Annotated in this window: 14 protein-coding genes; 4 read left to right on the plus strand and 10 right to left on the minus strand. The window is 38.1% G+C overall.

The features are described from left to right. Nucleotides 1-133 precede the first annotated feature (133 nt). Nucleotides 134-550 (plus strand): DUF3788 domain-containing protein, encoded by a 417-nt coding sequence (locus LZZ90_RS07660; RefSeq protein ID WP_237790092.1) that lies wholly within the window; start codon nt 134-136, stop codon nt 548-550. Between the two features lie 172 nt (nt 551-722). On the opposite strand, the gene LZZ90_RS07665 is transcribed toward LZZ90_RS07660, so the two are convergent. From LZZ90_RS07665 to LZZ90_RS07680, 4 genes are read right to left on the minus strand one after another with little or no spacing between them, the layout of a single operon-like run. After that, nucleotides 723-2,189 (minus strand): lipopolysaccharide biosynthesis protein, encoded by a 1,467-nt coding sequence (locus LZZ90_RS07665; protein WP_237790093.1) that lies wholly within the window; start codon nt 2,187-2,189, stop codon nt 723-725. Nucleotides 2,190-2,214: 25 nt separating this feature from the next. Next, the gene (locus LZZ90_RS07670; RefSeq protein WP_237790094.1) at nt 2,215-2,580 is read right to left on the minus strand and encodes a four helix bundle protein; all 366 of its coding nucleotides are present in this window, start codon (nt 2,578-2,580) and stop codon (nt 2,215-2,217) included. Between the two features lie 24 nt (nt 2,581-2,604). After that, nucleotides 2,605-3,369, minus strand: a complete 765-nt coding sequence (locus LZZ90_RS07675) for an FkbM family methyltransferase (protein WP_237790095.1) — start codon at nt 3,367-3,369, stop codon at nt 2,605-2,607. A gap of 4 nt (nt 3,370-3,373) precedes the next feature. Beyond that, nucleotides 3,374-4,516: a hypothetical protein gene (locus tag LZZ90_RS07680; protein WP_237790096.1), complete on the minus strand. Its 1,143-nt coding sequence runs from the start codon at nt 4,514-4,516 to the stop codon at nt 3,374-3,376. A gap of 37 nt (nt 4,517-4,553) precedes the next feature. Here LZZ90_RS07680 and LZZ90_RS07685 point away from each other — a divergent pair, with 37 nt between their 5' ends. Then, complete coding sequence (locus LZZ90_RS07685; protein WP_237790097.1) at nt 4,554-5,402, plus strand: glycosyltransferase family 2 protein; 849 nt, start codon at nt 4,554-4,556, stop codon at nt 5,400-5,402. 75 nt (nt 5,403-5,477) lie between these two features. Here the strand turns inward: LZZ90_RS07685 and LZZ90_RS07690 are convergent, their stop codons facing one another. Next, on the minus strand, nt 5,478-9,059 hold the full coding sequence (locus tag LZZ90_RS07690) for a T9SS type A sorting domain-containing protein (protein WP_237790098.1): 3,582 nt from the start codon (nt 9,057-9,059) through the stop codon (nt 5,478-5,480). A 264-nt stretch (nt 9,060-9,323) separates the two neighbouring features. Between LZZ90_RS07690 and LZZ90_RS07695 the strand changes: the two genes are divergently transcribed. Both LZZ90_RS07695 and LZZ90_RS07700 read left to right on the plus strand, forming a co-directional pair. Beyond that, complete coding sequence (locus tag LZZ90_RS07695; protein ID WP_237790099.1) at nt 9,324-10,067, plus strand: ABC transporter permease; 744 nt, start codon at nt 9,324-9,326, stop codon at nt 10,065-10,067. A gap of 1 nt (nt 10,068) precedes the next feature. Next, nucleotides 10,069-10,839: an ABC transporter ATP-binding protein gene (locus LZZ90_RS07700; protein WP_237790100.1), complete on the plus strand. Its 771-nt coding sequence runs from the start codon at nt 10,069-10,071 to the stop codon at nt 10,837-10,839. A 26-nt stretch (nt 10,840-10,865) separates the two neighbouring features. Here the strand turns inward: LZZ90_RS07700 and LZZ90_RS07705 are convergent, their stop codons facing one another. From LZZ90_RS07705 to pdhA, 5 genes are all read right to left on the minus strand, one after another. Further along, a complete protein-coding gene (locus LZZ90_RS07705; protein ID WP_237790101.1) occupies nt 10,866-11,933 on the minus strand; it encodes a mannose-1-phosphate guanylyltransferase in 1,068 nt (355 codons plus the stop codon). 49 nt (nt 11,934-11,982) lie between these two features. Then, on the minus strand, nt 11,983-12,582 hold the full coding sequence (locus LZZ90_RS07710; RefSeq protein ID WP_237790102.1) for a SprT-like domain-containing protein: 600 nt from the start codon (nt 12,580-12,582) through the stop codon (nt 11,983-11,985). A gap of 3 nt (nt 12,583-12,585) precedes the next feature. Continuing rightward, the gene (locus LZZ90_RS07715; protein WP_237790103.1) at nt 12,586-13,263 is read right to left on the minus strand and encodes an SDR family oxidoreductase; all 678 of its coding nucleotides are present in this window, start codon (nt 13,261-13,263) and stop codon (nt 12,586-12,588) included. Nucleotides 13,264-13,331: 68 nt separating this feature from the next. Then, on the minus strand, nt 13,332-14,939 hold the full coding sequence (locus LZZ90_RS07720) for a pyruvate dehydrogenase complex dihydrolipoamide acetyltransferase (RefSeq protein ID WP_237790104.1): 1,608 nt from the start codon (nt 14,937-14,939) through the stop codon (nt 13,332-13,334). 6 nt (nt 14,940-14,945) lie between these two features. Further along, nucleotides 14,946-15,944, minus strand: coding sequence for a pyruvate dehydrogenase (acetyl-transferring) E1 component subunit alpha (gene pdhA / locus LZZ90_RS07725; RefSeq protein ID WP_237790105.1), 999 nt, complete (start codon nt 15,942-15,944; stop codon nt 14,946-14,948). Nucleotides 15,945-16,013: the final 69 nt, after the last annotated feature.

Genomic DNA, 16,013 nt, shown 5'->3' on the forward strand with positions numbered 1-16,013 from the left:
TATATACGAGTTGTAACTAATGCTAAAAAAACTAAACGTTAAAAACATAATTAATGAAATTTTTTGATTTTTTAAAGAAAAAAGAGTTCCCCCGCTAGCGCGAGCATCTTGCTCGTGCCCACAAAGAAAAACCATGAAAAGCATCTTCACAAACAAAACCACTACCCCAACCCCAACAGCCTTAGAACAAGCCTTAGCAAACACTTTCCCGCTTTGGCAAACCTTTGAAACCTTTGCAAAAGAACAATACCCAGCCGCAACCGTCGAATGGCATTATTCCGGAGACAAATTTGGCTGGAGTTATCGGATAAAAGACAAAAAAAGAGTGTTGCTGTATTTACTTCCTCGGGATCGTTTCTTTAAAACCGCTTTTGTATTTGGCGAGAAAGCAACCGCCCGGATTATGGAAAGCGACATATCGGAAACCATCAAAAAAGAGCTAATGCTTGCCAAACCCTATGCCGAAGGACGGGGTATCCGAATTGAAATTAAAGACACATCGCTTGTGGCAGACATCCAAAAATTGATTACCATTAAAATCGCAAACTAAGGCGACCTCAACCCTATTGCTGTATTTAAAAGAAAAACGCCAACGGAGCATTACGACCTAAAACACGTGGCTTCGAGAGCCTCAGCCACCGATCCCTAAAACGAACGGTATTAAAAACGTCATACGGTGCCTGATGCCCTCGAAGGCACATCAATAAAAGACAAAAAAAGAATTACTTAAACAACGACTTCGGCATTACCTCTTTCACCGGAATAATTTTAAAAACCCAATTCCCAAGAGCAAAAATCACAAAAGCAACCGCAGGTTTATAACAAAGCGTCACAAACTTATTCTCAAAATCGGGCAGAAAGTACCCAACAACCAACACTACAACCAAAAGTCCCAAAACATAAAGATACTTATAACTAAACGGATGCACGCCAAACTTACGGTAATTAAACACAATTTTGATTAGGTTATAAACAGTTAACGAAATGGAAGTGGCAATCGCAACCCCAACAATCCCCATTTTGAACACCAACAAAAAGATCAGATTATTCATAATGGTTAATAATGCTAATGCAATAGTAGTGGTATTATTGAATTTGTAGTATTTCGAATTGGTAATGATGTAACCGTTGAATCCCGTAGCTAAATCGAATAAAAGTGCAAAACCTAAAATGTACACTACCGGCAAACCTTTGGCTAATTCGCTGCCATTTTTCATTAGGAAAAATAGATCCTCTATACCGGAAGCAACCAAACCAAATAAAACTGCTCCCATAGTGAATAAATACAAGGAAGTTTTGTGGTGTAGGGTTTTCAAATCACCCATATTATTTTCTTCAATGTATTTAGCAATGATTGGTGCGGAAATCGTGTAAACACCCAGAGCCGGAACGGTAATCATACGTACTAAATTCGCAGAGGTATTGTAAATGGCCAATTGAGAGAAATCGTCGATGAATTCACCAATCATGAAAGCATCAATATTAAGGGCTACGATGGAACCCAAACTTCCAAAAAAAGTGTAGAACGAGTATTGCATCAGTTCTTTCTGGAAATTATCTTCTTTTAGGAAGGCGAAAGAGGTTTTACCTGTAAATCGGTCTAGGCGTTGTATATAGAAGAACATCCCAATTAGCGCCAAAACGAAGAACAACACTACGATCCAAATCGCTGCAGTGGCTTCCACATTCAAAAAGAAATAAGCGCCGAACGCAAAAATGAGTCCTAATTTCGGAAAAACGTTTTCGAAAATATTGGGAACAACAATTCGTTTTTTAATAGAAATAAACCTTGAAAACAACTGAATCAGCGCCAAACACAACATGACCGGAAAAATGTATTCCGCAAAAACATAAAACTGGGTTGTTCTGATTTGTTCACTAAAAAAAGACAATCCACAAAACAAAGCAGTAACGATCACAAAGTTTCTGAAAATAAACCAAATGGAATACTTCAAAAGATTGTGCTGGTTTTGCGACTGCTCCATTTTTGGGTAAAAACGAACGTTAGCGTGCATGATACCAAAGGTCACTAGTGGCAAAGCAAGCAAAGCGGTTGGCAGGATATACTGAATCTTACCGGCAAAAATCAAATCGTGCGGATACAGGAATACCGTTGACAAAATCCCTATCAACGTACTGAAATAGCCTACGATGCTGTATTTTAAACTTTGACGTACGACTACGCTCATTTTTCTTTTAGTTATAAGTTATGAATTATGAGTTATGAGGTAGGTTTTTCTTTGAAGTGATGATTATACTTCTTATAATTTTCCGTACTTCAATTGCCTGATTATGAATAGGCAAGAACTCTTCTTCTGAAACGATTTGTGTATCTCTTAACAATTCTAACCAATAAAGACTTTCGTCACATTCTTTTTGTGAAATTGACAATTTATGAATAAAATCCGGTTTTGACTGTGCGTTAACTGCTTCCCTTACATTGGCTCCTATCGATGTTATGGAACGTAAAAGTTGTTTACTCAAAATAAACTCTTTTTTATCCTGCTGCAATAACTGACAAAACTTAACTCCGTTTATTGCCAACTGATAACTTTTATTTTTGACTATACTTCCACTCATAACTTATAACTCATAATTCATAACTTAATTCGGAATAAAAATGAAATTATTGATATATAGATTAAAATCGTTCAAATACTCATCTTTTTGAAACTCCGCCATTTGGTTAAAATCAAACGGAACGGTTTTCAGGGTTTTTCGATCGAAGTAAAACACCTCATATCCAAAGTCAACGATAAAATCAAAAATATTTTTAATTGGGTAGTGTGCGTGGCGCAATTCGATCTCGATGATGAAAATCGGTTTAATCGTTTTTAAAATTTCCGCGCAGCCCTTTATGGTGTCGAATTCATGCCCTTCCACATCGATTTTTATTACATCGATTTTGGAAAGCTGTTTTTCTTTTACGAATTCATCCAGCGCCACCATTTGAATTTCGACTTTCTCTACGTCTTCACCCATAGTTTCCAATGAAGCGCGTGTGTCTTGCAAGCCGTTTGCTTTCTTAGGGATGTTCAAGACAGCTGTTCCGGAATGTGAGGAGGCTGCCAACGGATAAATTTCCGCTTTGGAAAACAAAGGCTTGATGTAATTCACTAAACTTTTGTTAGGCTCGAAACCAATCACTTTTCCTGATTTGATTACTTTTTCGGCCTGATACAAATAGATTCCTTTGTTGGTGCCGATGTCGATAAACACCGAATCCGATTTCAGAACCTGCTGGATGTACAGTAATTCCGGTTCGCATTTATAATTGCCCGTTGCAAGAGAATCGAGCGTTTTATAATAACGTTTTTTATATAACGAAGGCCAAAATTGATAGGCCATTTTAATTAAAAATTTCAGCATAGCTTTATGAATTTGCCAATTGCAATAATTGGTTTTCGAGATTAGTTTTTACGCTTTCAAAAGTATATTGGCTTAAATACGGTTGTAATTTTTCGTATTCGGCAGAAAGTTGTTCAAATGTCAGATTGTTCAAAATCGATTCCAAGTCCGAAGCGTTTTGGTAATACAGATTGTGCCAGTTCATTTTCGGATAGGATGTTGGGAATAAACCGATTTTGCCGTTATGAATACAGTCCGCCTCGCTCCCGCTTACTTTGGTTTTGCCGTACACCTCATCCACTAAATAAAAAGAGGTTTTGTTTTTAATCGGACACAACAACAAATGCGCTTTTGCAATCACACGGCTGTATTCTTCCCAAGGAATAAAACGATGGTAGTGTGTGATTTCAATTTTATCGGAACATTTTTGCTTTAGATTCTCAAGCTGCTGCAATACCTCATCCGATTCCGGTTTTCCTAAAAACGTGAAATGCAGTTTGGATTGCGGTTGTAACTTGGGAAGGATTTCAAACAAGGTCTTCACATCTTTTCGTTTGTTGGAAACGTTCCCGGGCATCACGATCTGAAGTGTTTCAGATGCTATTAAGGACGAAGACTGACCGTAATTCATCTGAATCAGTTTGGTTTTTGCTCCCAACGGGCTTCTGTGATTTACCTCATCCAAAAGGCTTTGCGACAAAACGCCGAAATGCTTCGTTTTTAAAACGACCTTTCTGCGGGAATTTATCTTTTCGGCAAAATAAAGTTTCAGGAAATAGGTAAGTCGTGCTTTTTCCGACCAGATATTCTTCCAGTTTACCGGTTGAAAGAACAGGCTGAAATTGAGATTATGCAACACCACTAAGCTTTTCTTCTTCTCGAAAATCTTTTGGTAGTGCTCAAAATTACGATGAAAAGTATTCACTACCACCGCGTCAAAACCAGTGAGTTCTTTTTCAATTGCCTTGGTATTGTGCACGAGCATCATGAAATCGGCCGGAATCGCAGTGATTTTGCTTTTCACTTTTTGGCTGACAAAGAAATAAAACTCGATTGACGGCATTTCCTTCAAGAGCAGGTACCACTGCTCCAACAACGCGGAATGCGTTTCGAGTTCAATAAAAGCGATTTTTTTCTTTTCCAAGCCGGTAATTTTTTCTAATCCCACAAAAATAAAGATATTTACACACTACTTTTGTACAATTATGAAATATTACATCGTAATCCCGTCACATAACGAAGAAAAATTCATTGCCCTAACTCTCGAATCGTTGGTACAACAAACCGTTTTACCCGCTAAAGTAGTAGTGGTAAACGACAACTCTACCGACAGAACGGCTGAAATTGTTCAGGAATTTGCGCAAAAACATTCTTGGATTACATTAGTCAACAAAACCTCGGACGCGATTCATTTACCGGGAAGCAAAGTGATTCAGGCATTTCAGAAAGGCTTGGAAACATTGGATCATGATTACGATTTCATAGTAAAAGCCGATGCGGATTTAATTTTCCCTGATAATTATTTCGAAACGATTATCCGTCATTTTAAAAGTGATGAAACAATCGGAATGGCGGGCGGATTCGCGTATATCGAAAAGAATAACGATTGGATTTTAGAGAATCTAACCGATAAAGACCACATTCGCGGCGCGTTCAAAGCCTACCGAAAAGTCTGTTTCGAACAAATTGGCGGACTTAAACCCGCTATGGGCTGGGACACCGTAGACGAATTATTGTGTAACTTCTACAATTGGAAAGTAGTAACAGACGAATCCTTAAAAGTAAAACACCTAAAACCCACCGGTGCGAATTACAACCAGGCTTCCCGTTACAAACAAGGTGAAGCGTTTTACACCTTGGGTTACGGATTTTTCATCACGGCAATCGCTTCGGTAAAACTGGCAATGCGAAAAGGAAAACCATTATTGTTTTTGGATTACCTTAATGGCTTCTGGAAAGCAAAATCCGAAAAGAAAACCATGTTGGTCACGCCAGAACAAGCCAAGTTTGTTCGTAGCTACCGTTGGAAGAAGATGAAGGAAAAATTGTTTTAGCCGACAGTCGCGGTGACAGTTTTCAAAAATTTATAAAATAAAAAAGCCTCATTTATCATGAGGCTTTTTTACTTCTTATTTCTTAATAAATTTGGTAATGGCACTTCCTTTATCGGAGTTTATTTTTACGAAATACGTTCCCGAAGTTAAGTTAGAAACATCAATTGTTGACACTTCTTTAGCATTTGGAACCGCCAGAACGATTTGCCCTAAACTGTTATAAATTTCCAAAGACTGAAGCTCAATATCTGATTTTTTAGAAACATTCAACACCTCTGCAACCGGATTCGGATACAGGCTAAAGTAAGTTCCAAAGCTGAAATCCTGAACATTTAACGCCTGAATGGTCGTTGAATAAGTATTGGTTACAATTGGATAATTGTAATCAAAATAAATACTTGCTCCGTTTGTGAAGGTATCACCGGAAACCAGCGTTGGTTTTGTTTTGATTTTGAAGGCTACATAACCGTCGTTGGTAGCATCGGCAAAAGGAAGGTTGATGTTATCAAACACGAATTCCACTTTATTGCCTTGGGAAATCTTGGTAGTAAACAAATGGCTTCCACTAACCGGAATCAATGTGGAAACATCAAATTTACTGGTGTCGATAAAATCCGTAACCGTTATGTTTTGCGCGTTATACGTTCCGGTGTTTTCAAAACGGATTACATAGTGCACATAATCACCTACTTTATTTGTTCCCACAGTAGTTCCCTGTAAACAGGTTTTATCATTAGGATCATAGGAGTTTACAACCGTTTGGTTTAATGCAAACGTGTTGTCGTTTGGTGTTTCATCAGTTTGAGCAGATGAAATTGTAGCGGAGTAATTTAACACATCCCCTCCATTTAACGATGGCGTTTCTGTTGGGGTATTCAGATTGAACGTTACAACAATCTCTCTGGTTTCATAAGGGTTCAAATTTGTAAAATCCCATGATCTTGTATTAACTGACTGATTGGAAGCTGCAGGAACTGAAGACACCACATCTAAAACCGCATCGTTAAAAGTTAAAACAACACTTCCGGACTGCACCTGATTGCCTTTGTTTTTATAAACTAGCTTGTATTTCACATCGAAACCTGGTCTTGCAGGAGCTATAGGTATCATACTAACTTCCAAATCCGAATGAATACCGTTTGGTGTAATACAGAAATTTTGAGCTAACGGACTTGCCTGTGTTGGAAAATCAACAGTGATGCTGGATGGGCTAGCAGTAAAATAGTTTGGATTTTCCAGAACCGGGGTAATCGTATAATTTCCACTTGTTACCCCAATTAAGTAATTACCTGTAATATTAGAAATTACCGCGTTATTTCCAGAGCCGGATGCAATATTAAATTTCAGATTCGAGAAACTGAAATCTGAAGAATCACAGCCGTTTATGTTATAATCCAACTTATTTTCTCCTTGAGCAAAATAGTAATTTTCACCTTTTAATTTAACGATACCTCCTGACTGATAATTATCGACAGTCCTAAAGTATCCTCCAACCAAAATTCCCCCACTATTCATTAATGCAATACACTTTATTCTATCGTTATATACTTTACTGTTATCAAATGTACTGTCAGGCACCCCGTTGGCATTTAACCTAAATAATTTTGAATAGTTTTTATCGGACAACACGTAATCTGCCGAAAATAAAATTTTCCCATCTGGTAATAATTTCAATGTTGCAATATCATCACCGTTTCGCAGACCATTCTCTGAAAGAGTATATGCATTAAAACTATTATCTAAAACTCCGGTTTCATCAACACGTATTACCTTATAAACAATAGTATTACCATTATTGATAGCATCCAAGAAATAAATTAAAATTTTCCCATCTGGTTGCACCAAAAAATTCTTAATACGCGCCAAACCAGACATATTATAAATTATTCTATCAAAACTACCGTTGGTATTTAATCTAACAATTCTTTCAGGACCAGTACTATAACCCATTGCATAAACCCTTCCGGTAGCGTCAATCTGCATTTGTGTGATATTAGAAATTCCAATATTCTGAGGACAATTAAACGACGAATTCAATGAATTAAGCCCCGAATTCACTTTAGCAATTTTCCCACAAGAGATATTGTTAAAAGTAGTGAAATCCCCAGCAAAATAAAGATCATTCCCATTTACTTCTACCGTTGAAATTGAATTATTAAAAGAACCTGCATAACCGGGAACAGTAGAGCTGAATTGTGTTCCATTAGCATTCATAACACTAATACGATTCTGGAGACCGCCATCAACATAACACAAGAACTTACCATCACTCAGCCCTTTGACAACATACTCATCGTCATAAAACCATTGATTTTGTGTTACACTAAATGAAGCATCTAAAGATCCGTCGCTATTTAGCCTTGCCACTCCTTTTTTTTCAATTCCATTATACGTTGCTAAAGCACCTGAAACAATTATTTTTCCATCAGGTTGCTGATAGGCTGCCTTTATTTTTCTATCTGCCCCTTTAGTAACAAAATTTAAGCTGTTGTCTCTTGTGCCGTCACTGTTAAATCTTATCAGCCCATTATAATAAGAATTGTTGTATGCTAAACCAATCGAAGAATTATTATATAGCAAAACTTTTCCATCATTCTGAATCAGTAATTTTCTGTCAGTTCCATTAAAATAAACATCATTAAAATCGTTTTGGAGCGTAAAACTGGTATCCCTACTTCCATCTGGGTTCAGCCGTATAATCCGCTTACAATTCACACCACTGTATTGATTAAAACCGCCATAAACTAGTATCTTGTTATCGGGTTGAAATTTCACATCAATGATATTTAAATCGTTTGTACCGGTATGTCCTACAAAAGAAGTGTCAAGCTGGCCATTTGAAAGAACTCTAACCATACTTCTTTTCGAAATTGAATTGAAGGTTGTAAAATCTCCTGTTACAATTATACTCCCATCAGGTTGAATAAAAGCATTTTCAATAGTGTTATTGCTTTCTGTCGTCCCTGCAGTAAATGTTAAATCCTGAGTACCATCAGTATTGATACGGATCAAACCAGCATAATAATCAACACCCACCACTTTACCGTCATTTTGTACAGCTCTGACATTGAAATTTGAAGGAACATTGAAAGTATTCACCAGTCCTCCCGTACTGTTTAACGTTATAAACCTAGAAACAGGTGTACCATTATAATTAGAAATTCCCGATCCTTGCAAAACAATATTCCCATTTGAAAGCAAATCAGCTTTTGAAACGTAACCCGAATTAAAGCCTGCTCCTATGACAAAGGATTCATCAATAGTATAATCTGAATTTAATCTTACAATTCTATTTTTAGAAATACCATCATAGGACGTAAATTTTCCAACAACAACAACCTTATTATCCGGTTGCAAAACAAAATCCAGCACCTCCCCATTCATCCTACTGGACAATTCAGACTCTAAAAAATTATTATTCAAAACCACCAGTTTTTTTATTCTGATGTTTGAAGTGTTAAAATAATGATCGTCTGAATGCAGCATGATCATTCTTCCGGAAGAATTAATCTGAATTTTACCTATTCCACTTCCATCAAGATAGTAGTTATTTGACGGAATTGCCGCGAAATTAAATGACGGATCAACATCCGCTGGATTTTGCGCATGACCAAAAGAAAAAAGTAAAAAAAACAGAAAAAAGTATAGATTTCTCATTGAAATAATTTTGCGTAAATATAACTTTTTTTGTAATCCGTTTACTATTTAAAAAACTATTTTCTCAAAGTACACAACTTGTTGCCACTGCGTGAGGGATGGCAGCGGCATCCTTTTATGGAACCTCGCGCAGTAAAAGATATAGCGGACAGCCCGACCTGAAAGGGCACGCCCACCCTCCAACAAGCTCAGGGGAACAAAAACTCACTTCACATAACTCATAACTCGTAACTTCTTACTATTTTAGCGGATATTTTTACACGCATGATTCGATATCTATCCCAAATAGGAAAATATTTTTTAATGCTCAAAGAGGTTTTGAACAAACCCACTAAATGGACTATGATGAAACAGCTCATCATGAAAGAAATTGATGATCTGGTAATCGGTTCTTTGGGAATTGTAGCCTTCATCTCCTTCTTTGTAGGCGGAGTTGTAGCCATTCAAACAGCATTGAATTTAACCAACCCTTTAATTCCAAAATACCTCATTGGATTTGCAACGCGTCAGTCGGTGATTTTAGAGTTTGCTCCAACTTTCATTTCCATTATTATGGCCGGAAAAGTGGGCTCTTTCATCACTTCAAGCATTGGTACAATGCGGGTAACAGAGCAAATTGATGCGTTGGAAGTAATGGGAGTAAATTCTTTAAACTACCTGGTTTTCCCTAAAATCGTAGCCATGATGTTGTATCCGTTTGTAATCGGATTAAGTATGTTCTTAGGAATTTTAGGCGGATGGATGGCCGGTGTTTACGGTGGTTTTGCCACCAGCACAGAGTTTCAAACCGGACTTCAGGTAGAGTTTATTCCGTTCCATGTTACTTATGCGTTTATTAAAACCGTTGTTTTCGCCTTTTTACTAGCAACAATCCCTTCTTTTCACGGATATTACATGAAAGGAGGAGCGCTTGAAGTAGGTAAAGCCAGTACAACATCGTTCGTTTGGACTTCTGTGGCTATTATTTTGACGAATTATATTTTAACCCAGTTACTTTTAAGCAAATAAGATGATAGAGGTAAAAAATGTAGAGAAATCCTTTGGCGAACAAAAAGTTTTAAAAGGAATCACCACCACTTTCGAAACCGGAAAAACCAACTTAATCATTGGTCAATCGGGTTCGGGCAAAACCGTTTTACTTAAAAGTTTACTTGGAATTCACACCGTAGACAAAGGAATCATTTCTTTTGACGGCAGGATTTATTCTGAGATGAGTGCCGATGCAAAACGTGATTTACGTACAGAAATAGGGATGGTATTTCAAGGAAGCGCCCTATTTGATTCCATGACCGTAGAAGAGAACATCGGGTTCCCTTTAAAAATGTTCAGCAACAAAAACCCAAGGGAAATTCAGGAACGCGTAGATTTTGTTATCGACCGCGTAAAACTGATCAATGCCCATAAAAAGAAACCTTCTGAAATTTCCGGAGGAATGCAAAAAAGGGTAGCCATTGCAAGAGCGATAGTTAACAATCCGAAATACTTATTTTGTGACGAGCCCAATTCAGGGCTTGATCCGAAAACATCTGTTGTTATCGACAACCTGATTCAGGAAATTACCGAAGAATATAACATCACAACGGTAATCAATACCCACGATATGAACTCGGTAATGGAAATTGGCGAAAAAATCATCTTTTTAAAAGAAGGTATTTTGGCCTGGGAAGGGACTAAAAAAGAGATTTTTAAAACCGACAACGAAGCCATTGTTGATTTCGTGTATTCTTCAGAGTTATTCAAAAAAGTTCGAAAAGCACAAAACAGAGCAGACAAATTATAAAAAAAGGAGCATTTACTGCTCCTTTTTTATTTATTGACTTCATTGGCCATTGCTGTAATTCGCTTAATTTCCTGCTCTTTATCTTTAGGATAAATAAGCAAAACGTCTTCTTTATCCACAATAATAAAATCTTTCAATCCATCAACCACCACTAATTTCTTACCTTCAGTACGGATAATGTTATTTGAAGCATTCTCGAGAATAACCGTTGCATTAACCACAGCGTTATCCTGTTCATCTTTTGGCAATTTGTCGTATAACGAACCCCAAGTGCCCAAATCATTCCAATCGAATGTAGCCGGCAAAACAAAAACATTCTGCGCTTTTTCCAAAATAGCATAATCTACCGAAATGTTTTGCGCCATAGGATAATTATCCTGAATAAAAGCATTTTCTTTATCGGTGTTGTAAGCCTCAAATCCATTCATAAAATGCGCGTACATACTCGGCTGAAATTCTTCAAAAGCTTTCAAGACCGTCTTAGCGCTCCAAACAAATATTCCGGCATTCCACAAAAAGTTGCGACTCTGAATAAACTTTCGCGCCGTAACATAATCCGGTTTTTCACGAAACTGCTTTACCTTTTTAATAGGTCTTGAATCCAGCTTATCGTATTCAATGTACCCATAACCCGTATTGGGAAAAGTAGGCAAAATCCCTAAAGTCATTAAATTTTCATCGCGCTCACAAAAATCAAATGCACGTTGTAAGTTTGCACAAAACTGCATTTCATCTTCAATCCAGTGATCACTTGGTGCTACCACCATAACCGCATCTGGATTTTCCTTTTTAATTTTTAAGGAAGCATACAAAATACAAGGAGCCGTATTACGCATCGCAGGCTCTAAAACAATCTGGTCTTGTTTGACCATTGGCAATTGTTCCAATACAATAGAATTGTACGCCTCATTGGTTAGAATTAAAATATTCTCCTTCGGAATAAGTTGCGACAAACGGCTGAAAGTTTTTTGAATAAGCGTTTCGCCTGTTCCCAACATATCGTGGAATTGTTTAGGAAATTCAGTGGTACTTACCGGCCAAAAACGCGATCCAATTCCACCGGCCATAATTATTGCATAATAATTTTTATTCATTTTTTCAGAGTTGCTAAGTTATAGGATAACCTAAGCTCAAATTTAAGTTTTAGTTCGTCAGCAATTCAACTTCAGCATTTGGATTGAACAGGTAAATTCTTCCCGAACTCACCTCAATACATTCATAACGCTTAGTTCTGAGTGCTACTTTTTTAAATATTTTCCCGTTATGGATTCTAAACGTACTTCCATAAGGAATCTCAAAGATATAATTTTTATCATTTACCGGATCAAATTGCTTTAAGGCCAGCGATAAAGTTGCATCGGTATCACTACTCGCCTTTGGGTTCCTGAAATGTCTTGCTAAAAGAGGAAGTAACTGATTTGGAAAAATCTCAGGGCGGATGAAAGGCACCATCAGTTTTTGAAACGTAAGTTTCCATTCATCTCCATGCGGCTTGATCATCCTTCCGTATTTCTCAAAAGCGACCAAATGAGCAATTTCATGAATCAGGGTAATCAAAAAACGGTATTTGTTTAAACTTGCATTTACTGTAATCTGATGAAATCCATCCGGATGCCTTCGATAATCACCATGACGGGTTACGCGCTCATTGACAATTTTCAAGTGCACATTATAGGTCTTGATTAGTTCAAAACAAGCTGGTACCGCGTGTTCGGGCAGATATTTCAGAAGCACATCACTCATACATTAAGGAGTAGTTGACGAAACCTGAAGCACTTTACCGTTAAAATATTGATTTCCGGTCAAAGCAAAATTAAAAATATAATCCGCCATTTCTTTCGCTTTAATTGGAGCTTCATAACCCGGAAAAGCCTCTTGCAGCATTTCAGTTTGAACTGCCCCTAAAGCCAAAACATTGAATGAAATCCCTCTTTCTTTGTACTCTTCGGCAAGCAGTTCCGACAAGGTTATCACAGCGCCTTTACTTGAACTATAGGCCGAAAGCCCTGCAAATTTCATACTTCCCTGAATACCGCCCATAGAACTTATTGTAACTACATGACTGCCTTTTTTAAGGTAAGGCAAACAGATTCTAGTTAGATTTGCCACACCAAAAACATTCACCTTATATACATTTTCAAATTCTTCGGAAGAAATTTCACCAAAAGGCTTATTCAAAAGAGAACCTGCATTGTGAATGATTACATCTACGTTCTTCCAACTTGATTCAATAAAATGATCAACTTTGCCCAAATCTTTTTCCAAAGACAAATCTACAGAAAGACAGGTAATGTTTGAATTCCCCAACAACCCTTGCGGAATCTTGCGGGAAACAGCCAAAACCTGATGTCCGGCCTGAGCAAACTGCAATGCCAATTCATAGCCAATTCCTCGTGAAGTCCCAGTGATGATAATGTTTTTCATAAAACTAAAATACTAAAAATCCCGTCCTGAATTTCAAAACGGGATTTAATTTATTAAAAACAACGGGCTTACGCCAACATCGTTACTGGATTTTCTAAATATTGACGTAAAGTCTGTAAGAACTGTGCCCCAGTTGCTCCGTCTACGGTTCTGTGGTCGCACGCCAATGTAACTGTCATCGTATTACCCACAACAATTTGTCCGTTTCTTACTACTGGTTTTTCTTCAATAGCCCCTACTGATAAAATTGCAGAATTCGGTTGGTTAATGATCGAGGTAAACGATTGGATTCCGAACATTCCCAGGTTGGATACCGTGAAAGTACTTCCTTCCATTTCTGCCGGAGTCAGTTTTTTATTTTTTGCTTTTACTGCTAAATCTTTAACGTTAGCACCGATTTGAGACAAACTCATTTGATCGGTAAAATTCAATACCGGAACAACCAATCCGTCTTCAACGGCAACGGCAACACCAATATTTACATGATGATTGATGATCATTGCATCCTCTCTCCATTGTGAATTTACCTGTGGATGTTTTTTAAGTGCCATCGCACATGCTTTCACCACCATATCGTTGAATGATACTTTGGTATCAGGTACGGTATTGATAACCGCTCTCGATTTCATGGCTTCATCCATCGCTACTTCAATAGTTAAGTAGTAATGCGGTGCCGTGAATTTCGACTCTGCCAAACGACGTGCAATTGTTTTACGCATCTGCGAATTTTTGATTTCCTCTTGGAATTTCTCTCCTGCCGGAACAAATGGTTTTACAGCCGGTGCAGAAGCAGAAGCCACAACCGCTTGAGAAGCAGCAGCCTGTGGTGTAAATCCTTCTACATCACTTTTTACGATTCTTCCGTTTTCACCTGAACCTTTTACTTGTGCTAAATCAATTCCTTTGTCCTGTGCAATTTTTTTAGCTAAAGGAGAAGCAAACACTCTTCCACTCGCATTGGTATTTTGAACTGGTGCTGTTGCCGAAGTAGGCACTATCACTTCCGCTTTAGCTTCTGTCTTTGGTGCATCAACACTTCCGCCAGCTTTAAAATTGGCTGCAATACCCGAAACATCTGTTCCTGCAGGGCCAATAATTGCTAAAATACTGTCAACCGGAGCAGTTTGCCCTTCGTTAACTCCAATATATAAAAGTGTTCCGGCGTTAAACGATTCGAACTCCATCGTTGCTTTGTCCGTTTCGATTTCCGCAAGAATATCACCTTCTTTTACGGTGTCTCCTATTTTTTTCAACCAAGTGGCTACCGTACCATCCGTCATGGTATCGCTCAAACGTGGCATGGTTACCACTTTCACGCCTGCCGGAATTTCAACTGCTGTAGCTGCCGGAGCCTCTGCTTTAGTTTCGACAGCTGGTGCCGCATCAGTTTTGGCTGCCGGTGCACTTGCTCCGCTTAATAAAGCCGAGATATCTTCACCTGGTTGCCCTATAATTGCTAAAAGTGAATCTACCGGAGCCGATTCGCCTTCCTGAATTCCAATATGCAAAAGCGTACCCGCATTGAAAGATTCAAATTCCATTGTTGCTTTATCCGTTTCGATTTCCGCAAGAATGTCTCCTTCTTTAACAACGTCTCCCACTTTTTTTAACCAAGTTGCCACAACTCCTTCGGTCATGGTGTCGCTCAAACGCGGCATGGTAATTACTACTGCCATAATCGATTATAATTTATGTGGTAAAAATGGATAATTTTCTTGTTCATATACAACATCATACAACTGATTTACTTCTGGATACGGAGACTCTTCGGCGAATTTCTCACATTCATCTACTAAATCTTTCACGCGCTGATCGATAACTTCAATTTCAGCCTCAGTTGCATAGTTGTTTTCTTTAATAATGTCTAAAACCTGAGTGATCGGATCGATTTTTCTGTACTCGTCTACTTCTTCTTTGGTTCTATAATGTTGTGCATCCGACATTGAATGTCCTCGGTAACGATACGTTTTCATTTCAAGGAACGTTGGACCATCGCCACGACGTGCTCTTTCGATAGCTTCGTGCATTGCTTCGGCTACTTTAATTGGGTTCATCCCATCAACAGGTCCACATGGCATTTCATAACCTAACCCTAATTTCCAGATATCGGTATGATTAGCCGTTCTTTCAACCGAAGTTCCCATCGCATATCCATTGTTTTCCACAATAAAAACTACCGGAAGTTTCCACAACATCGCCATATTGAACGCTTCGTGAAGTGATCCCTGACGTGCAGCTCCATCACCAAAATAAGTTAAGGTTACTCCACCTGTATTAAAATATTTATCTCCAAAAGCAATTCCTGCTCCAACGGGGATTTGTGCTCCTACAATTCCATGCCCACCATAAAAACCGTGTTCTTTATCAAAAATGTGCATGGATCCCCCCATACCTTTCGAAGTTCCGGTTACCTTACCTAATAATTCAGCCATTACTCTTTTCGGGTCTGTCCCCATTCCGATAGGCTGAACGTGGTTTCGGTAAGCGGTAATCATTTTATCTTTAGACAAGTCCATAGCGTGTAAAGCTCCCGCTAAAACCGCCTCTTGCCCGTTATATAAATGTAGAAATCCTCTAACTTTCTGTTGAATGTATAATGCAGCGAGTTTGTCTTCGAACTTTCTCCAGAACTGCATGTCTTCGTACCATTTTAGGTAAACTTCTTTTGTAATTGGTTTCATTCGTTTGTTTGCTTTTTACAAGCACTTCTCATAACAAGACAAAAAGCACTTTTCTGTTTCTCACAATTT

The organism is Flavobacterium sp. SM15 (assembly GCF_022012335.1).
In the GTDB taxonomy this organism is placed as follows: Bacteria; Bacteroidota; Bacteroidia; order Flavobacteriales; family Flavobacteriaceae; genus Flavobacterium.